This is a genomic window from Listeria sp. LM90SB2 (assembly GCF_028867355.1).
In the GTDB taxonomy this organism is placed as follows: Bacteria; Bacillota; Bacilli; order Lactobacillales; family Listeriaceae; genus Listeria; species Listeria monocytogenes_B.
Genome location: NZ_CP046449.1, coordinates 2,587,477 through 2,605,768 on the forward strand (window position 1 = coordinate 2,587,477; position 18,292 = coordinate 2,605,768).

The 18,292-nt window shown below is 39.2% G+C and carries 21 protein-coding genes; all 21 read right to left on the reverse strand.

The annotated features are described in order from the left end of the window. On the reverse strand, positions 1 to 1,515 hold the full coding sequence (gene atpA / locus GL301_RS12785; RefSeq protein ID WP_003727892.1) for a F0F1 ATP synthase subunit alpha: 1,515 nt from the start codon (positions 1,513 to 1,515) through the stop codon (positions 1 to 3). Between the two features lie 26 nt (positions 1,516 to 1,541). Next, positions 1,542 to 2,081 (reverse strand): F0F1 ATP synthase subunit delta, encoded by a 540-nt coding sequence (locus GL301_RS12790; protein ID WP_003734489.1) that lies wholly within the window; start codon positions 2,079 to 2,081, stop codon positions 1,542 to 1,544. Beyond that, the gene (gene atpF / locus GL301_RS12795; RefSeq protein ID WP_003727890.1) at positions 2,078 to 2,590 is read right to left on the reverse strand and encodes a F0F1 ATP synthase subunit B; all 513 of its coding nucleotides are present in this window, start codon (positions 2,588 to 2,590) and stop codon (positions 2,078 to 2,080) included. Before atpF ends, GL301_RS12790 begins: the two co-directional genes overlap by 4 nt. A gap of 87 nt (positions 2,591 to 2,677) precedes the next feature. After that, positions 2,678 to 2,896, reverse strand: coding sequence for a F0F1 ATP synthase subunit C (gene atpE, locus GL301_RS12800; protein WP_003723467.1), 219 nt, complete (start codon positions 2,894 to 2,896; stop codon positions 2,678 to 2,680). 71 nt (positions 2,897 to 2,967) lie between these two features. Further along, positions 2,968 to 3,684, reverse strand: coding sequence for a F0F1 ATP synthase subunit A (gene atpB, locus GL301_RS12805; protein WP_003723468.1), 717 nt, complete (start codon positions 3,682 to 3,684; stop codon positions 2,968 to 2,970). Between the two features lie 6 nt (positions 3,685 to 3,690). Next, positions 3,691 to 4,089, reverse strand: a complete 399-nt coding sequence (locus GL301_RS12810) for an ATP synthase subunit I (RefSeq protein ID WP_003727889.1) — start codon at positions 4,087 to 4,089, stop codon at positions 3,691 to 3,693. A 193-nt stretch (positions 4,090 to 4,282) separates the two neighbouring features. Further along, positions 4,283 to 4,450, reverse strand: a complete 168-nt coding sequence (locus tag GL301_RS12815; protein WP_074384941.1) for a hypothetical protein — start codon at positions 4,448 to 4,450, stop codon at positions 4,283 to 4,285. A 469-nt stretch (positions 4,451 to 4,919) separates the two neighbouring features. Then, positions 4,920 to 6,059, reverse strand: a complete 1,140-nt coding sequence (gene wecB / locus GL301_RS12820) for a non-hydrolyzing UDP-N-acetylglucosamine 2-epimerase (protein ID WP_003727888.1) — start codon at positions 6,057 to 6,059, stop codon at positions 4,920 to 4,922. 117 nt (positions 6,060 to 6,176) lie between these two features. After that, entirely contained in the window at positions 6,177 to 6,806 is a 630-nt protein-coding gene (gene upp, locus GL301_RS12825) for a uracil phosphoribosyltransferase (protein WP_003723470.1), read from the reverse strand. 137 nt (positions 6,807 to 6,943) lie between these two features. Further along, complete coding sequence (gene glyA / locus GL301_RS12830; RefSeq protein ID WP_003726682.1) at positions 6,944 to 8,185, reverse strand: serine hydroxymethyltransferase; 1,242 nt, start codon at positions 8,183 to 8,185, stop codon at positions 6,944 to 6,946. A gap of 135 nt (positions 8,186 to 8,320) precedes the next feature. Further along, positions 8,321 to 8,728, reverse strand: coding sequence for a low molecular weight protein arginine phosphatase (locus GL301_RS12835; RefSeq protein ID WP_003726683.1), 408 nt, complete (start codon positions 8,726 to 8,728; stop codon positions 8,321 to 8,323). Beyond that, positions 8,725 to 9,762, reverse strand: a complete 1,038-nt coding sequence (locus GL301_RS12840; RefSeq protein ID WP_003726684.1) for an L-threonylcarbamoyladenylate synthase — start codon at positions 9,760 to 9,762, stop codon at positions 8,725 to 8,727. Before GL301_RS12840 ends, GL301_RS12835 begins: the two co-directional genes overlap by 4 nt. A 300-nt stretch (positions 9,763 to 10,062) precedes the next feature. Continuing rightward, the gene (prmC, locus tag GL301_RS12845; protein ID WP_003731193.1) at positions 10,063 to 10,914 is read right to left on the reverse strand and encodes a peptide chain release factor N(5)-glutamine methyltransferase; all 852 of its coding nucleotides are present in this window, start codon (positions 10,912 to 10,914) and stop codon (positions 10,063 to 10,065) included. After that, a complete protein-coding gene (gene prfA / locus GL301_RS12850; RefSeq protein ID WP_003726351.1) occupies positions 10,901 to 11,977 on the reverse strand; it encodes a peptide chain release factor 1 in 1,077 nt (358 codons plus the stop codon). The genes prmC and prfA overlap by 14 nt, the downstream gene beginning before the upstream one ends. 22 nt (positions 11,978 to 11,999) lie before the next feature. Next, positions 12,000 to 12,575, reverse strand: a complete 576-nt coding sequence (locus GL301_RS12855) for a thymidine kinase (protein ID WP_003726352.1) — start codon at positions 12,573 to 12,575, stop codon at positions 12,000 to 12,002. A gap of 111 nt (positions 12,576 to 12,686) precedes the next feature. Then, positions 12,687 to 13,553: a homoserine kinase gene (gene thrB, locus GL301_RS12860; protein WP_003727886.1), complete on the reverse strand. Its 867-nt coding sequence runs from the start codon at positions 13,551 to 13,553 to the stop codon at positions 12,687 to 12,689. Then, entirely contained in the window at positions 13,553 to 14,608 is a 1,056-nt protein-coding gene (thrC, locus tag GL301_RS12865; RefSeq protein WP_003726354.1) for a threonine synthase, read from the reverse strand. The genes thrB and thrC overlap by 1 nt, the downstream gene beginning before the upstream one ends. A gap of 2 nt (positions 14,609 to 14,610) precedes the next feature. Beyond that, a complete protein-coding gene (locus GL301_RS12870; RefSeq protein WP_003726355.1) occupies positions 14,611 to 15,897 on the reverse strand; it encodes a homoserine dehydrogenase in 1,287 nt (428 codons plus the stop codon). A gap of 221 nt (positions 15,898 to 16,118) precedes the next feature. After that, a complete protein-coding gene (locus GL301_RS12875; protein WP_003726356.1) occupies positions 16,119 to 16,364 on the reverse strand; it encodes a type B 50S ribosomal protein L31 in 246 nt (81 codons plus the stop codon). 101 nt (positions 16,365 to 16,465) lie between these two features. After that, positions 16,466 to 16,903, reverse strand: coding sequence for a cell wall teichoic acid glycosylation protein GtcA (gtcA, locus tag GL301_RS12880; protein ID WP_003734485.1), 438 nt, complete (start codon positions 16,901 to 16,903; stop codon positions 16,466 to 16,468). A gap of 32 nt (positions 16,904 to 16,935) precedes the next feature. Further along, a complete protein-coding gene (rho, locus tag GL301_RS12885) occupies positions 16,936 to 18,207 on the reverse strand; it encodes a transcription termination factor Rho (protein ID WP_003741186.1) in 1,272 nt (423 codons plus the stop codon). Positions 18,208 to 18,292: the final 85 nt, after the last annotated feature.

Below are 18,292 nucleotides of genomic sequence, written 5' to 3' on the forward strand. Positions count from 1 at the left end.
TTATTTTTCTTCAGAAGGAACAAATGTATTTTTAAATTCTTTCAATGCTGCTTCAAGTTTCGCTTCGTCAGGAAGTTTTTTCGTTGTACGAATTTCTTCCAAAAGCTCTGGGTGATTATGATCAAACCATGTATTCATTTCGGACTCAAAACGCAGTACATCATGAACTGGTACATCATCCAGATATTTATGAACAAGTGCATAAAGAATCAATACTTGTTTTTCAACTTTCAAAGGTTTGTGCAAATCTTGTTTTAGAACTTCTACTGTACGTTTACCACGTTCTAGTTTCGCACGAGTAGCTGCATCTAGGTCAGAGCCGAATTGTGAGAAGGATTCTAGCTCACGGTAAGCGGCAAGGTCTAGACGAAGTGTTCCGGCAACAGTTTTCATTGCTTTAATTTGCGCTGATCCACCTACACGAGATACAGAAAGACCGGCATTGATCGCTGGACGTACTCCGGAGAAGAATAAATCAGATTGCAAGAAGATTTGTCCGTCTGTAATCGAGATAACGTTTGTAGGAATATAAGCAGAGATATCTCCGGCTTGTGTTTCTACGAATGGAAGAGCCGTAATGGATCCGCCACCTAAGCTATCATTTAATTTTGCAGCACGTTCAAGTAAACGGGAGTGCAAGTAGAAAACATCCCCTGGATATGCTTCACGGCCTGGAGGACGACGAAGTAATAGAGACAGCTCACGATAAGCGGCTGCTTGTTTGGATAAATCATCATATACGACTAAAACGTGTTTGCCGTTGTACATGAATTCTTCTGCCATTGCAACACCAGCATAAGGAGCCAAGTATAGAAGTGGCGCTGGTTGAGATGCTGCTGCAGTTACGACGATTGTGTAATCTAATGCGCCGTGATGACGTAATGTTTCTACGGCATTACGTACAGTAGATTCTTTTTGACCGATAGCAACATAAATACAAATCATGTCTTGGTCAGCTTGGTTTAGAATAGTATCAATTGCTACAGATGTTTTACCAGTTTGGCGGTCACCGATGATTAACTCACGTTGACCACGACCAATTGGAACAAGTGCATCAATCGCTTTAATACCTGTTTGTAATGGTTCATTTACTGATTGACGTTGCATAACACCAGGTGCTACTGCTTCAATCGGACGAGTTCCAGTTGTTTCAATAGGTCCTAAACCATCAACTGGTTGACCTAATGAGTTAACTACACGCCCAATAAGCGCTTCGCCAACAGGAACTTCCATGATTTTACCGGTACGACGAACTTCATCGCCTTCACGGATTTCAGTGTAAGGACCTAGAATAATGATACCAACATCATTTGTTTCTAAGTTTTGGGCCATACCCATTACACCATTTGAGAACTCTAACAATTCACCAGCCATTGCATTATCGAGTCCATGAGCACGCGCAATACCGTCACCAATGTAGGTAACCGTACCAACATCACTCACTTTTAGTTCAGATTGATAATTTTCAATCTGCTGTTTTATGATTGAGCTGATCTCTTCAGCCTTAATGCTCATTGATTTCACCCCTCGTTAAACGGAAACTAGGCTTTAATTTGCCGTTCCATGTCCTTTAATTTCGTTTTTAGACTGTCATCATATATACGGGTTCCAATAACCACTTTGACTCCACCAAGAAGGGATTTATCAATGTGATTTTGAATGTTTAACTTTGTTTTGTTCATTTTCGTAGCAAATACTCTCGAGAGCGCCGTAAGTTCTTGTTCGGAAAGTGGAACAACAGAATAAACATCTGCATCCGCAACTCCATTCAAGTCGTTTACGCGTTTTTGGTAAACGTCCGCAATAACAGAAAGATAATCTTCTCTGCTACGGTCAATTAAAAGATAAATAAAATCTCTTAATGTCGGATTGATTTTTTCAAAAACAGCGCTGGCAAGATTTTTCTTTTGCTCGGTCGTGAAAGTAGGATTTTCAAGTAGTTTTACAAAATCTTCATTAGCTTTTAAGGCCGCTTTTAATTCAGTTAGTTCTTCTGAAAAAACGTCGACTAAATCTTTATCTTGGGCTACTTGAAAAAGCGCATTGGCATAGCGACCTGCAACTTCCAAATCTTTACTCATTTGTCATCCCCTAGCCTTTCGATATAATCTTGGATAAGGTTAGATTGTTCTTTTTCATCCAGATTTTTTTCGATGACTTTCGATGCAATAAGAACAGATAAGGAACCGACTTGTTCGCGAAGAGCAGAAATAGCATCTTCTTTTTCACGTGCAATATCGGATTTTGCTTCTTCTTTTATACGTTCTGATTCACGTCTAGCAGTTTTGACAATTTCTTCGCGTTCTTTTTCACCAAGCTGTTTTGCATTCTCAATCATTGTTTGAGATTCCACACGAGCTTGTTGTAAAACACTTTTTTGTTCAGCAAGTAATTGTTCTGCTTGAGCACGGCTTTCTTCCGCCGCATCAATTTCAGAACCAATATGCTCTTCACGCTCTTTCATAACTCCCATAAGAGGTTTCCAAGCATAAATTCGGATTAAAACTAGCAAAATCGCGAAAGCAAAAAGTGTGAAGAATGCATCACCAAACGTAAATGCGGAACCAATTACTAAATGTGGTTGTAACACGCCAGTTTCACTCCTTTCTATACATTCGCTTGAATTATTCGTTCAAAACGAAAGAGATGAGGTTTTATTTCCTCAACTTCCTTCAAATTATTTATTAAGAACCATGAACGCAATAACTACAGCGATGATAGGAAGGGCCTCAACAAGACCGATACCAATGAACATGATTGTTTGTAGCATAGAACGCGCTTCTGGTTGACGCGCAACACCCTCGACAGTTTTTGATACGATAAGACCGTTACCAATACCCGCACCTAATGCACCTAATCCAACAGCGATAGCAGCTGCAATAACACCTAAAGACATATAATTATCCTCCTAATTTTTCTAAATATTATTTTTTATTACTTTTATAAATGACTTATTTGAAAGTTAGTTTAATGTTCGTCACTTACCTTATGCGACATATAAACCATGGTCAGCATAGTGAAAATGTACGCTTGAATTGCCCCAATGAAAATTGAGAATCCTTGCCATAGTAACGCAGGAATTATTGCTAGCACACCTACAAATATGTTCATATGAGCAAGTTGTGTTGCAATGATGGTTAACAAAACTTCGCCGGCGAAAATATTACCGTAAAGACGTAAACCAAGCGTTAAAGTATTAGCAAATTCTTCTACTAATTTAAGTGGGAATAAAAATTTCATTGGACTAAAGTAAGTACCAACAAAATAGTGCTTGAAACCACGCATTTTAATACCATAGTAATGCGTTAAGCCAAGAACCATTATCGCAAGTGTTAATGTGACAATTGGATCCGCTGTAGGTGAACGCCACCATACTTCATCGTTAATCGCGATTTGAAATGGCAGTCCTAGCATATTAGCTACGAAAATAAACATTAGTAGCGTAATACCAAGTACATGGAATCTCCCACCGGTTTTCCAATCCATATTACTATTAATAATACCTCTGACAAAATCCATAACCCATTCAATGAAGTTCTGCTTTCCGGTAGGTCGGCGTTGCAGATTTCTGGTACAGATAATGGCTATTAGAAGAACGATGACACAAGTCACAGTAATCATCAAGATATTAGATAGATTAAAGTCGATCCCTAATAGGCTTATCGTTGGAAATTCCTCTTCCAATTAGGTTCACCCCTCTCTTTTTAAAAACTTTTTTCTGCGGTACATGGAATACACAAAAAAATCTAGAAAAATAATTGCATATGCAAGCCCAAGTCCGATTACCATGCTATAAACATGAAAAAATTCCGGCAGTTGCGTCGCTATAATAGTAGCAAATAACACGCTCCCCATTCTAAATGGCATTCCCATACCATAAAAAGAACGATTTTCAGCCAAAGCTCTAGTCATTGATTGTGTACGCCTCATTAATAGCCAGTAGTTAAACCAGCCGACGATTAAACCCAACTTAAGTCCCAAGAAAATATGTATATATGGGGTTAAAAACCATCCACAAAGACAAACAGCAATAAAAAGAACCATATACTTTTGATGACGATGATACATGCCAATTAGCGATTCTAACATTCGGGGCGCAATCCTTTCTTTTTCAAAAGATTTTTCTTTCCAGATGACCATTTTGAAATCTCAGGGAGTAAGTTTGGTTTGTGAAAACAAGCACATTTTCCCCAATTCATCCCAATCCCAAACACACATGAAAGCCTTATCAGCGTGTCAGTTCTTAGCATACAACAGCCAAAAGAGAAAAGTCAATACACTTTCACAAATTGTAAGTACATCTATTACTAATAGTACCACAATCGGACCCATCCATAAAAGAATAGCCTATTATTTTTGAGATTTTTTTGATTTCAAAATCTATCTGTTTCTTAGATTGCCACGCCAGAATTATTTTTGTCCATTTAACAGCAACCAACACCTCCGTAATCGTTGAGAAAACCTATCTCCTGTTCGTGTGATGTTTCACAAAAAAGGCGATAAAAACTCTCTTTCGCACAAATAAAAAAACTTCTACCACTATTGGTAAAAGAATTCGATACGATTATTCGCAAATTTCGCGACCGAAAGTTCTTTTCCCAAGAAAAAGAACGGAAAAAACAGCCGGACTCATTTATCATGAGTTGCATTTTGATATAGAGTGCCCGTATAAATTCCAATTCAGTCAACGCAAACCTAGCGTCGGCGGGATTGTAGTGAATACTGAGCGCAGTCTTCTATCCCTATGCTAAAAACAAGCTATTTTTTGGGCTCTTATATTAATAACATTGACCATCTTATCACATGTAACATAAAAGAACTAGTGAAAATCGAGCGTGTAACATATCTGTAACAATAAGGCGCTTTCATTCTGAAAAAAGAGGAAAACTAGACTTCAACGCCTAGTTTTCCACTGTGTTTTACACGATAAAATCTTCTGGTCGACCAGTTTCTTCAAAGTGACTCTTGATTGCTGCTAAAATTCGATTAGCTGCGAATCCGTCGCCATATGGATTTACCGCGTGTGCCATTTTATCATGATTTTCTTTATTATCCAGCAAATTCAGTGCTTCTTTAATTAGATTCTCTTTATTTGTTCCAATTAGTTTCAACGTCCCGGCTTCGATTCCTTCTGGACGCTCCGTCGTATCACGTAAAACTAAAACTGGCACGCCCATGCCTGGAGCTTCTTCTTGTACGCCGCCTGAATCGGTAAAAACAAGATAAGACTTGCGCAAGAAATTATGAAAATCAATTGCGTCGAGTGGCTCGATTAAATGAATGCGTTCATGTCCACCTAAGATTTTCGTCGCTTTTTCTCTAACGGCTGGATTCAAATGCATCGGATAAACGAGTTCAACATCCTCACGACTTTCCACGATTTCTCGAACCGCCTCAAACATCCCTTGCATCGGTTCGCCTAAATTTTCCCTGCGGTGAGCCGTCATAAGTATTAAACGATTGTCGCCAAGATTTTCCAAGATTGGATGGTGGTAATCTTTTTGCACAGTTGTTCTAAGGGCATCAATCGCCGTATTTCCAGTCACAAAAATAGTACCCGGATCTTTTCCTTCCGCAAGCAGATTTTCTTTCGCTTGTTTAGTTGGAGAAAAGTGCATATCCGCCATTACACCAGTTAACTGGCGATTCATTTCTTCTGGAAACGGCGAATATTTATTCCATGTTCTAAGTCCAGCTTCGACATGTCCGAGCATTTTTTGTTGATAAAAGGTAGCTAGTCCTGCTGCAAAACTTGTTGTTGTATCGCCGTGAACTAGAACGATATCCGGATTTTCGGCTGCAATAACTTCATTAATTCCATTCATTACACGCGAAGTTATTTCAGCTAAAGTTTGGCCTTTTTTCATAATATCTAAGTCAATATCTGGTTTAATATCAAAAATCTCTAAGACTTGATCTAGCATTTCACGGTGTTGAGCTGTAATCACTACCGTTGACTCAAATGTTTCTGGTTCTTTTTCTAGTGCCAAAACGAGTGGTGCCATTTTTATTGCTTCTGGTCTTGTCCCAAAGATACTCATTACTTTGATTTTAGCCAATTGCGAACCTCCTTATAAAAAAACTCCTCAGAAATAGTTCGACAAAAAATTTCCCAGTCTGCCAAAAAGCAACACTGTTTATAATTCCTTATCTCACTAAACCGAGGAGATTGTTAATTATTTAGTTCCGAATAATCTATCGCCAGCATCTCCTAAGCCTGGACGGATATAACCATTTTCGTCTAACTTCTCGTCTAAACCAGCTACGTAGATTTCTACGTCTGGATGTGCGTCTTGAAGGGCTTTAACGCCTTCAGGAGCTGCTACTAGACACATGAATTTCATGTTGCGAGCGCCGCGTTTTTTCAAGCAATCGATAGCCATAATTGCGGATCCGCCAGTTGCAAGCATTGGATCTACAACGATGAAAAGACGTTCTTCTACGTCAGAAGGTAGTTTTACAAAATATTCGACTGGTTCTAGTGTATCATGGTCACGATAAAGACCTACATGCCCTACTTTTGCTGCAGGAATAAGTTTTAAAATACCATCTTGCATACCAAGACCAGCTCTTAAAATAGGAACAATCCCTAATTTTTTACCAGTAAGTGTTTTCGCAGTTGTTGTTTGTAGTGGTGTTTCTACTTGGATGTCTTCGAGTTCCATATCACGTGTAATTTCGTACGCCATTAATGTAGCGACTTCATCTACAAGTTCGCGGAATGCTTTTGTTCCCGTATTTTTATCTCGAATGATTGTTAATTTGTGTTGGACTAGTGGGTGATTAATTACGTGTACATTTGCCATCGATTAGTTCGCTCCTTTGATATTGAAAATTTCCTTCTCTTATTGTATCAGAACAAGACACAAGTGCAAGGATTAATTTGCTATACATGAAAAAAACCGGTTTTCTCTATTTTATAGAAAAAACCGGATCACTTATTTTATAAACTTGGATAAAGCGGATATTCATTTGTTAAAGTAGCCACGCGTGCTTTTACATCTGCGAGAACTTCTTCATTTTCTAAATTATGCAGTACTTCTGAAATAAGTACACCAACTTTTTCAATCGCAACTTCATCAAATCCACGAGTGGTCACTGCAGCAACACCTACACGGATACCACTTGTGACAAATGGGCTTTCCGTTTCGAATGGAATGGTATTTTTATTCACGGTAATACCAACTTCATCTAATACTTTCTCCGCTGCTTTTCCTGTTAAGCCAAGTGGTTTTAAATCAATTAATAATAAATGATTATCCGAACCACCTGTTAAAACAGCAACATCATTCGCTTGAAGTGTTTCTGCTAATTTTTTAGAGTTACGAATAATTTGTTCACAGTACGCCGTGAATTCAGGTTGTAACGCTTCACCAAACGCCACTGCTTTCGCTGCGATTACGTGCATTAACGGTCCACCTTGGATTCCTGGGAAAATCGATTTATTTAATTTTTGTTCCCATTCTGCTTTGGCTAAAATCATTCCGCCGCGAGGTCCACGAAGCGTTTTATGGGTAGTTGTCGTTGTAAAATCAGCATAAGGAACTGGATTTTGATGCAAGCCAGCAGCAACAAGACCAGCAATATGCGCCATATCTACCATTAAGTATGCGCCAACTTCATCAGCAATTTCGCGGAATTTAGCAAAATCAATTTTACGTGGATAAGCACTTGCGCCAGCTACAATCATTTTTGGTTTATGTTTTAAAGCTGCTTCACGAACAATATCGTAATCAATTTCTTTCGTATCTTCACGAACGCCGTATTCAACAAAATTGTATAAAACACCGCTGAAATTTACTGGGCTACCATGTGTTAAATGCCCACCATGTGAAAGGTTCATACCAAGAACAGTATCGCCTGGTTCAAGCACTGTATGATAAACTGCCATATTCGCTTGAGCACCTGAGTGTGGTTGGACATTCGCATATTCAGCGCCAAATAATTTTTTCGCGCGGTCGCGTGCTAAATCTTCCACAATATCCACGAATTCACATCCGCCGTAATAGCGTTTCCCTGGGTAACCTTCTGCATATTTATTCGTTAATACAGATCCCATAGCTTCCATTACTTGCTCACTAACAAAATTCTCAGATGCGATTAATTCGATATTCGCGCGTTGTCTACCAAGCTCTAACTTAATTGCATCAAAAACTTCCTTATCTTGCTTTTGTAAATAGACCATCTGTGGACCCCATCCTTTTCTGATAAATTTTTCAAGTGAACTGTTATGTATTATCTTTAATAATTACTTAAATCGGGTAGAAAAGCAAGCATTTTGGAATAAAAAAACGCAATTTCCGATAGTGAAGCGCTTCACTTATAAAAAACGTTCGGAAATTGCACTTTTTAGTTCGTAATAGGTGATTTCGTATTGCTCGATTGATCCACCGTAAGGATCTGGAATATCTGTTTTATCTTCGGAAATTAGTTGAATTTTATCGCTCGCTTTTGGAAAAAGGCTTTTTAGTTCCGCTTGATGATTTTGAGTCATTACGTAGATTTGGTCTGCCCAATCTATATCTGCTTTTTTAACTTTTTTAGCTTGGTGCGTTGTTGGCAAATTCATCTGCGCGAGAATTTGACGTGAGTTTTCAGAGATGGCATCCCCGTCCAGAGCACGTGTCCCAGCCGAACGAACATCTAAATCCGGACGCAAGTTCTGCAAGATTTTTTCAGCTAAAGGGCTTCGGCACGTATTTCCTGTACAAACAAATAATACCTTCATTCGCGAATCCTCCTGTTGCCAGCAGCTTTTTCTAATCGGTTCATAATCGCTGCTCCAAGTTCCGTTTCTGGATACACTTCCGCAAAAATCACATCTACATCAGCATGGTCGAAAGCCCGTAAACCTTTGTAAAGACTTGTAGCAATTTCGTCCAATGCATTTATACTGCCAGTTATTTCGATGGTACCGCTCGTGTTTAGTTGATTTATCAGTTCTTTTGTCGCCAAAATACCGAGTTTTTTATTCGCAGCTTCCGCTTTATTTATTTCACTTTGCCAAAATTGGATAGATCCTTCTATTAGATAAACTGGCGCTTTCGGGGCATAGTGCGTGTATTTCATGCCAGGTGCTTTTGGTTTTTCCGTTTCTTTCGTGTTGTTTGTCGCTATATCAACAGGGCCAATTATTTGTTCAATCTGTTCTTTTGTAACACCGCCTGGGCGCAGAATAACTGGGATATCTAAAGAACAATCAATAACGGTGGATTCTAAACCTACACCAGTTGCGCCGCCATCGATAATTCCGGCTATTTTTCCATCTAAATCTTCTATTACATGACTCGCCGTCGTCGGACTTGGTTTTCCTGAACGATTCGCGCTTGGAGCCGCAACAGGAATATTCGCTGCATCTATCAATGCTAGACTAACAGGGTGTTCCGGCATACGGACGCCAACTGTGGATAAACCCGCAGAAACATTAGTTGCCAAACTATCTTTTTTCAATGGAAGAATAACCGTTAGCGGACCCGGCCAAAATTTTTCCATGAGCTGGATGGCTTTTACTGGATAACTTGCAACAAATGGATCCATTTGTTCACGACGGGCGATGTGGACAATTAATGGGTTATCTGACGGACGGCCTTTCGCTTCATATATTTTTTGAACAGCAGCTTGGTTAGTTGCGTCTGCACCAAGACCGTACACTGTTTCAGTTGGAAAAGCCACGCATTCACCGCTTCGGAGTAATTTGGCTGCTTCCTGAAAGATTACTTGGTTTGATTGTTGGTTATTTATGTTCCAATGAATGGTTTGCATGAATTCCGGTCCCCTTTACATAACTTCTATTATATTTTAACGTTTTCCGCCTTATTTTTACAGTATTGTTTTTTAAAACCTGTAAATCGCTATTTTCGAACAAAAGTTATCCCCAAACTGTGGATAATAACTTTGTCAATGGGGATAACTTCTTGTGAAATGTGGATAATTCGTAAAGCTAAGTAAAAAAGCCATTTTCTTTATTAAGATTTGATTAAAAAAATTTTTTGCACAACATTTTATCCACAGTTTTGTGGATAACTTTCCAAAGAAAAAGACGCTTCTTTCATAGAAACGCCTTTATACCAATATATTAGAGCATGTTACGTAGCGATCTTTTGAATTGATATCTTTGTGGATAATAACTGTGGAATGTGGATAACTTTTTTCGAATAGTTGTTTTACACGCTCGCCTTGTGTATAACCTATCTCCACCCCTACCCAAAAAGAGGAATTTAGGACATATTGTAAGTTATCCACAAATCGTTCATAAATAGCAAGTCCATCATTTTCAGCAAACAAGGCTAATGAAGGTTCATTTTTTAGCACATAATCCGACATTTCTGCTTTTTCTGCTTCAGAAATATAGGGCGGATTGGCGACAATCATATCGAATCGTTCTTCGTTTTGTTTAAATGCTTCAAGTAAATCTGTTTCGACAAAACGCACATCTGCATTTAATAACAAAGCATTCTTTTTCGCCACGGCAAGTGCTGGAGCCGAAATATCAGAAGCCGTCACCGAAATATCAGGAAATGCTTTTTTGAGTGCAATCGCGATAATCCCGCTTCCGGTGCATACATCTAGTACGTTTTTAACTGGATGTTTTTTCAAAAAATCCTCCGCACAAGCGACTAACTCTTCTGTTTCGGGACGCGGAATAAGGACATCTTCTGTCACTAAAAAATCATAGCCATAAAAAGGTGCTGTTTTTAAAATATACTGCACCGGCTCACCAGCTAAGTATCTAGCAAAATCTTCCTCGAATTGCTTTTCATGATTTGGTTCAAGTTCACGACTTATTTCCATCCAAAGCTCAGAACGCGAAAGTCCCATTCTGGTTTCTAGTAAAATTTCTGCTGCATTTTGGTCTAGCCCTTTTTCAAGAAGGATGGCTTCCGCTTTTTTTAGCAATTGACTAATTTGCGTCATTTAAATGCTCCAATTTACTTGTTTGATCTTCTAGGATAAGCGCATCAATGATTTCATCGAGTTTACCTTCCATAATTTGATCTAGCTTTTGAATGGTTAAGCCGATGCGATGGTCGGTTACGCGGTTTTGCGGATAGTTGTAAGTCCGGATACGTTCGGAGCGGTCACCCGTACCTACAGCTGATTTACGGTTGGCATCATATTCTTCGCGAGCTTCACGTTCAAATTTATCATATACACGTGCGCGTAATACTTTCATCGCTTTGTCTTTATTTTTTAGCTGGGAACGTTCATCTTGCATCGATACGACAATCCCGGTTGGAATATGCGTTAGACGTACAGCTGACATCGTCGTATTGACACTTTGTCCACCGGCACCAGTAGACGCAAATGTATCAGTGCGGATATCTTTATCGTGCAGTTCAATTTCTACTTCTTCCGCTTCTGGCAAAATGGCTACTGTCGCTGTTGATGTATGGATTCGACCGCCTGATTCTGTTTCTGGTACTCGTTGAACACGGTGCGCCCCGTTCTCATATTTCATTCGGGAAAAGGCATCATTTCCGTTCATCATCGCAATAATTTCTTTGTAACCGCCAATACCGGTCGGGTTCGCGTCCATGATTTCTACTTTCCAGCCGCGTGATTCCGCATATTTGCTGTACATACGGAATAAATCGCCGGCAAATAAAGCTGCTTCATCTCCACCAGCTGCTCCACGGATTTCTAAAATAACGTTTTTGTCATCATTAGGATCTTTTGGAACGAGTAATAGTTTTAGTCGTTCTTCTAAGTCTGCCTTTTCTTTTTGAAGTTCCGCGAATTCTTCTTTGGCCATTTCGCGCATTTCATCGTCTAGTTTTTCTCCTAGGAGTTCCTTTGTTTCGTTAATTTGTTCGTTCACATTTTTGTATTCGCGGTACGTTTCGACTGTCGCCGTAATGCCGGATTGTTCTTTGGAAAGGTCGCGTAGTCGTTTTGGATCCGATACTACATCTGGATCACTTAATAACTCATTTAGTTCATCATAACGGTCTTCCACCGCCTGTAATCGATCATACATTGTATTTCAACACCTCTTTTAATTATTTTATTGGTGGATTGGCATGACATTTGCGACACACAGGGTAATAGTGGTCATTTCCGCCAATCATAATTTGTTCACCTGTATAAACTGGTTTTCCTTTGTCATCCACGCGCAGAACCATCGTTGCCTTTTTAGCACAAAACCAGCAAATTGTTTTCATTTCTTCTAGTTTATCTGCATATAATAGCAAGTATTTCGAGCCTTCGAATAATTCATTTCGAAAATCATTTTTTAAACCATAAGCAATAACTGGGATATTTAATTCATCCACAATTTTCGCTAACTGAAATACGTGTTCTTTTTCTAGAAATTGCGATTCATCTAAAAGAACGCAATTTGGTTTTGGTTTAATATTCGCTACGATTTCAAAAATATTTGTGTCACTAAAAATAGGAGTTGCTTCTCGTTTCAGTCCAATTCGACTTGAAATGAAGCCAACTTGGTCTCTATCGTCAATACCTGAAGTAAAGATAGCCACTGTTTTATTTTGTTCTTCATAATTATGTGCGACTTTTAGAATTTCAATGGTTTTCCCACTATTCATGGAACCATAACGGAAAAATAATTGTGCCATTAAGACCGCTCCCTTTAACTTTATAAACTCTTTTCCTATTTTATCATAGAGCGGCACAAATTGGGACATATAGTTAAAAAAAGCTACGCCGCATAGGGGCATAGCTTGATTTTAACGAAAAACTTCTGCGCCGCTCCCTTCGACATCAAGAAGAAGAACGTCTGCATCGATTTCCAGTGTTTGTAAAGATGTTTGCAGTGTGTTAGCGAGGTTTCTTGGAGCGAACACTAAGACAGTTGGGCCCGCGCCGCTCAAACAAGCAGCATAGGCTCCTTGGCTTTTTGCAACATCGCGAATTTGTGTTAAGTGTGGCACTAATTGACTGCGATATTTTTCATGCCATAAATCACGTTCCATCATTTCACCAGCTAGCGCCATATCATTGCGTAAAATTGCTGCAATCATTACATTGGCGATACTGCTCGCTTGGACAGCTTCTTTGAATGGAAGCGTATCAGGCAAAACACCGCGACTTTCCGAAGTAAGAAGTTCTGCCTTTGGAATAAAAGCAATTAAAGCACAATCCGGAAAAAGGTGGCGTACATAGAAATCTTCTCCATCTAATTTCGCTCCTACGACCCAGTTTCCAAGAACAGCAGGCGCAACATTATCGGGATGCCCTTCTATTTCAGCAGCTATCCGAACTTTTTCCTCTTTTGAAAGTTTAAGTTCAGCAAGTGTATTGGCTAATTCAATCCCCGCAACAACCGCTGCAGAACTACTACCGAGTCCACGAGCTGGCGGTATATCACAGGTCATCACTAAATGATGCGGCGTTAAATTAGGCGCCAGGTTTAAGGCCGTTTCGATAATTACATTGGTTTCATCATGCGGAATCCCGCCGCCAATATTATGTTCGATATACCAAGAGTCTGCTTCCGCTCCAATATCAAGCGTTAAATATAACGTTAACGCTAAACCACACGAATCAAAGCCAGGGCCAAGATTGGCCGTTGTTGCCGGTACACGAATACGCATTAAGCTTTCACTCCTGAACGTAAATGTGTGCGCATTGCTTCGATATCATCCACATGAGAAATTGGAATTTCATGCACACTCATCGCAGTATCCGGATCTTTCAAGCCGTTTCCAGTAAAGACACAAACTACTGTTTCGCCTTTTTTAATTGTTCCATTTGCTACATGTTGGATGACACCAGCTAATGAAGCGGCTGAACCTGGCTCGATAAAGACACCATCTTGTGCTGCAATTTTTTTATACGCATTTACAATTTCATCATCTGTTACAGAATGGATATATCCGCCAGATTCATCGCGAGCTGCTTCTGCAAGCTCCCAACTAGCTGGATTTCCGATACGAATCGCCGTTGCAATTGTTTCCGGATTATCAATCGGTTTACCTTGAACAATCGCAGCCGCACCTTCCGCTTCAAAACCATGCATCCGTGGAAGTCCAGAAGCCTTGGCCTCATTCCACTCTTTAAACCCTTTCCAGTAGGCAGAAATGTTTCCGGCATTACCTACTGGGATTGCAAGAACATCTGGAGCAGAGCCTAATTGCTCACAAATTTCGAATGCAGCTGTTTTTTGACCTTCTAAACGGTAAGGATTTACCGAGTTTACAAGCGTTACTGCCTCTGTTTCAGCCAGTTCACGAACCGATTTTAATGCTTCGTCAAAATTACCTTGAATCGAGATAATATCTGCTCCGTACATAACTGCTTGCGCTAATTTTCCTAGAGCGACTTTGCCTTCTGGAATAACAATGTACGCTTTTAATCCCGCACGTGTTGCGTATGCCGCAGCCGCAGCAGAAGTATTCCCAGTGGATGCACAAATAACCGCTTCGGCACCTTCTTCTTTCGCTTTAGCAACAGCCATAACCATTCCACGGTCTTTAAAAGAACCGGTTGGATTTAAGCCTTCATATTTTCCGTATAAAGTAACACCCAGTTCTTTGGACAAATTCGGTAATGGAATAAGTGGTGTATTTCCTTCCGCAAGTGAGATCATTGGTGTTTTATCAGTTACTGGTAGATATTCTTTATATTTTTCTAGTAAACCTTTATACATATTTAACCCTCCACAACGGAATATTTTGCGAGCATTTGCATTTCTGGCTCATCTTTGACCCTAGCGATTGCTTGTTCTAATTGTGCTTGACTAGTTGAATGTGTCACGATAACAACGGTCGCCGTAAAATCATCATACGGTTGTTGCAAAATTTTATCAAAACCAACACCGGCTTCTGCAAAAATTTGCGTCAATTTAAGGAAGGTTCCTGTTTTATCGTCCATTGTTAGACGAAGATAGTATTTTGAGAAAACTTGTTCTTTCGGTGTATGCTTTGTTTCGTGTTTGTAGCTGTTAAATGCATTGCCATTCGTACCAAGACGGCTATTTTTAGCAACGGTAATCAAATCACTAACCACACTGGTCGCAGTTGGTAATTCGCCAGCACCAGGTCCGTAAAACATTGTTTCTCCGACTGCTGCACCAGTTACAAATACGGCATTATTTTCATAGTTAACACCTGCAAGCGGATGAGCCTTTGGTAATAAAACCGGCCCCACGTTGACATTAACTGTGCCGTTTGTTTCTTCCGCCGTACCTACTAGTTTAATTTTATAACCTAATTGGTAAGCTACATCGATATCTTCAGGCGAAATCCCGCGAATACCATTTGTTTCTACATTATCTAAATTCACATTCATACCAAATGCGAGTCTTGTCATAATAACCATTTTTCTTGCGGCATCGATTCCGTCTACATCATTTGTTGGATCAGATTCGGCAAAACCCAGCGCTTGTGCTTCTGCTAAAACATCTTCGTATGACTTTTTCTCTGTCGTCATTTTTGTTAGCATAAAATTGGTCGTCCCGTTGACGATTCCCATTACTTTTTGAATTTTATCCGCAGCAAGGCTGTTTACGATTGTACGTAAAATCGGAATCCCACCTGCAACGCTCGCTTCATAAAACAAATCACAATTATTAGCTTGTGCAACTGCCACTAATTCGTCGCCGTGTAGCGCAATCAAATCCTTATTCGCAGTTACTACATGTTTTCCAGCTTTCAAGGCCTGCAAAATGTATTCCCGCGCAGTTGTGATGCTGCCCATAACCTCGACAACAACAGCAATCTCTGGATCATCCAGTACATCAGACGGATTGGTGGTTAGTTCAAAACCTTTTGTTTCATAACGGCGATTTTTCTCTAAGTCACGAACTAGCACTTTCTTAACAGAAATATGGTATCCAGTTACTTGACTAATTTTTTCTTGATGCTCTTCTAAAATATGAATAACACCGCTACCTACCGTTCCAAATCCTAACACACCTACTTGTAACTTTGCTTCCACTTGAAAACCTCCTTATTATTGTTTAACAAAACAGAAAATTTAACTTTTTTAATACCTACTCATAAAAAAAGTAATTAGTGATATTATACGCAACTTCACAGGGAAAAGTAAACCCTTGAAAGGAAAGTTTTTATTTTTAGTAGTTCTGAGAAATAATTCCATAAAAAAACACACCCAGCAAAAGCTGAGTGCGCAAATTATTTCGTTCGTTACATACAGTCTTATTTGAGACCGTATTTTTTGTTGAAGCGGTCCACACGGCCGTCTGCAGTCGCATGTTTTTGTTTACCAGTATAGAACGGGTGCGAATCAGAAGAGATTTCGACACGTAGTAATGGATACTCGTTGCCATCTTCCCATTTAATTGTTTCGCTTGAGCTCTTAGTAGAACCTGACAAAAATTTGAAATCAGTACTAGTATCAACAAATACCACTGGACGGTACTCAGGATGAATTCCAGTTTTCATTTCTTTTCAACTCCTTCGCCCTGAATCATCTGAAACAGAGTAATTAAGTGCTTTTACACACAGTATAGATATTATAACAATGTTGAAGCAAACAAGCAAGATTATTTTTGCACTTTAAAGATTATCCATTTGCTAAACACGTAGTTCAGTACAAGCACAATAATATTGGTCCAGATTTTCGCCCATAATTCGTCTACAGATAAATAACTGATTAACAGAATCATGACTAAAATATCTATTATATAGGTTAAACAACGAAAACCAAAAAATGAACTCGCTTCACGGAGGCGGTCTTTCCAAGTTGGTGTATAACTATCAAAAACAAATTTTTTATTCGAAAAGTAGGCAAAAAGTACTGATGCGATAAAAGCAATGGTATTTGCAATACGATAATCCCAGTTCAAAATATATGTACATAGCCAAAATGTTACTATATTAATAATGGTAGTAAATCCACCCATTATTAAATACATAAAAATACTGTGTACCTGATCTGTGTACCACGGAATTTTATTTAATAATTGTCTTATTTTGCTCATAAAATAACTTCTTTCTATGTGAAATTTTTGATTTATTTTTTAAACATCTCTTCTTGTAGTAACTCATAAAAAGCTTCATTATTCTCCGTTTTCTTCAAATAACGTACAAATCGTTCTGAAATATCTAGTCCATCGCTTTGTTTCGGCATCGCTTTGCGGATTTTCCAGAGTTGTTCAAGACGCTCTTTGGATAGTAGTAATTCTTCTTTTCTTGTGCCGGAGCGACGCATATCGATAGCAGGAAAAACGCGACGTTCTGCAAGTTGGCGATCAAGATGTAACTCCATGTTGCCTGTCCCTTTGAATTCTTCGTAAATAACATCGTCCATTCGAGAACCCGTGTCAACTAATGCTGTGGCAAGAATGGTTAAGCTTCCACCCTCTTCAATATTACGAGCAGCTCCAAAGAAGCGCTTCGGTCTATGGAATGCAGCAGGATCAATCCCCCCTGAAAGTGTTCGACCACTTGGCGGAATCACTAGGTTATAGGCCCTCGCAAGTCGCGTAATACTATCCATTAAAATGACCACATCGCGTTTTTGTTCTACTAAACGCATCGCTCGTTCAAGAACCAGTTCTGCTACTTTAATGTGATTTTCAGGTACCTCATCAAATGTGGAACTGACAACATCGGCCTTTACAGAACGTTCGATATCAGTTACTTCTTCCGGACGCTCATCAATTAACAAGACAATCAATTCTGACTCTGGATGATTAGTAGTAATCGCGTTCGCAATTTCTTTAAGTAATACCGTTTTACCTGCTTTTGGTGGAGCTACAATAAGTCCGCGTTGACCAAAACCAATTGGTGAAATCAAATCAATCGTTCTTGTGGAAATAGGATTTTTGCCTGTTTCTAAATGAATTTGACGATCTGGATAAAGCGGTGTTAGTCCTGGGAAATGCACTCTTTCTTTAGCCACTTCAGGATTTTCTCCATTGACAGCCTCAACATGGAGTAAGCCAAAGTAACGTTCATTTTCTTTCGGAGGACGAACTTTTCCAGAAACCTTATCCCCAGTTCTTAACTCGAAACGTCTAATTTGGGAAGCAGAGATGTAAATATCTTCCGAACTAGATGAATAGTTGATAGGGCGTAAGAAGCCAAAACCTTCATTTGGAATAATTTCTAATACACCTTCCATGAAGAAAAATCCTTCTTTTTCTGCGTTTGATTTTAATAAAGCAAAAATCAATTCTCGTTTTGTTAATTTACTATAGTAAGTAATTTTGTGTTCTTTTGCTAAGGCATATATCTCTTTGATTGTTAAACTTTCTAAGTATGCAATGGACAGTTTAGCCATATATGTACCACCTTTTTGAGTTAATAAATAGTATTTAGGAATAAATGATAATGGAGGGATTTAGAGGGAAGGCTGAAACGACTTG

Excerpts from the sequence above, each read along its gene's own strand:
- atpA (WP_003727892.1), bottom strand. The coding sequence starts at position 1,515 with ATGAGCATTAAGGCTGAAGAGATCAGCTCAATCATAAAACAGCAGATT.
- GL301_RS12790 (WP_003734489.1), bottom strand. The coding sequence starts at position 2,081 with ATGAGTAAAGATTTGGAAGTTGCAGGTCGCTATGCCAATGCGCTTTTT.
- atpE (WP_003723467.1), bottom strand. The coding sequence starts at position 2,896 with ATGTCTTTAGGTGTTATTGCAGCTGCTATCGCTGTTGGATTAGGTGCA.
- GL301_RS12810 (WP_003727889.1), bottom strand. The coding sequence starts at position 4,089 with ATGTTAGAATCGCTAATTGGCATGTATCATCGTCATCAAAAGTATATG.
- upp (WP_003723470.1), bottom strand. The coding sequence starts at position 6,806 with ATGGCAAATGTACACGTAATTAATCACCCACTAGTCCAACACAAATTA.
- glyA (WP_003726682.1), bottom strand. The coding sequence starts at position 8,185 with ATGGTCTATTTACAAAAGCAAGATAAGGAAGTTTTTGATGCAATTAAG.
- GL301_RS12835 (WP_003726683.1), bottom strand. The coding sequence starts at position 8,728 with ATGAAGGTATTATTTGTTTGTACAGGAAATACGTGCCGAAGCCCTTTA.
- GL301_RS12840 (WP_003726684.1), bottom strand. The coding sequence starts at position 9,762 with ATGCAAACCATTCATTGGAACATAAATAACCAACAATCAAACCAAGTA.
- prmC (WP_003731193.1), bottom strand. The coding sequence starts at position 10,914 with ATGACGCAAATTAGTCAATTGCTAAAAAAAGCGGAAGCCATCCTTCTT.
- prfA (WP_003726351.1), bottom strand. The coding sequence starts at position 11,977 with ATGTATGATCGATTACAGGCGGTGGAAGACCGTTATGATGAACTAAAT.
- GL301_RS12855 (WP_003726352.1), bottom strand. The coding sequence starts at position 12,575 with ATGGCACAATTATTTTTCCGTTATGGTTCCATGAATAGTGGGAAAACC.
- thrB (WP_003727886.1), bottom strand. The coding sequence starts at position 13,553 with ATGCGTATTCGTGTACCGGCAACAACGGCCAATCTTGGCCCTGGCTTT.
- thrC (WP_003726354.1), bottom strand. The coding sequence starts at position 14,608 with ATGTATAAAGGTTTACTAGAAAAATATAAAGAATATCTACCAGTAACT.
- GL301_RS12875 (WP_003726356.1), bottom strand. The coding sequence starts at position 16,364 with ATGAAAACTGGAATTCATCCTGAGTACCGTCCAGTGGTATTTGTTGAT.
- gtcA (WP_003734485.1), bottom strand. The coding sequence starts at position 16,903 with ATGAGCAAAATAAGACAATTATTAAATAAAATTCCGTGGTACACAGAT.
- rho (WP_003741186.1), bottom strand. The coding sequence starts at position 18,207 with ATGGCTAAACTGTCCATTGCATACTTAGAAAGTTTAACAATCAAAGAG.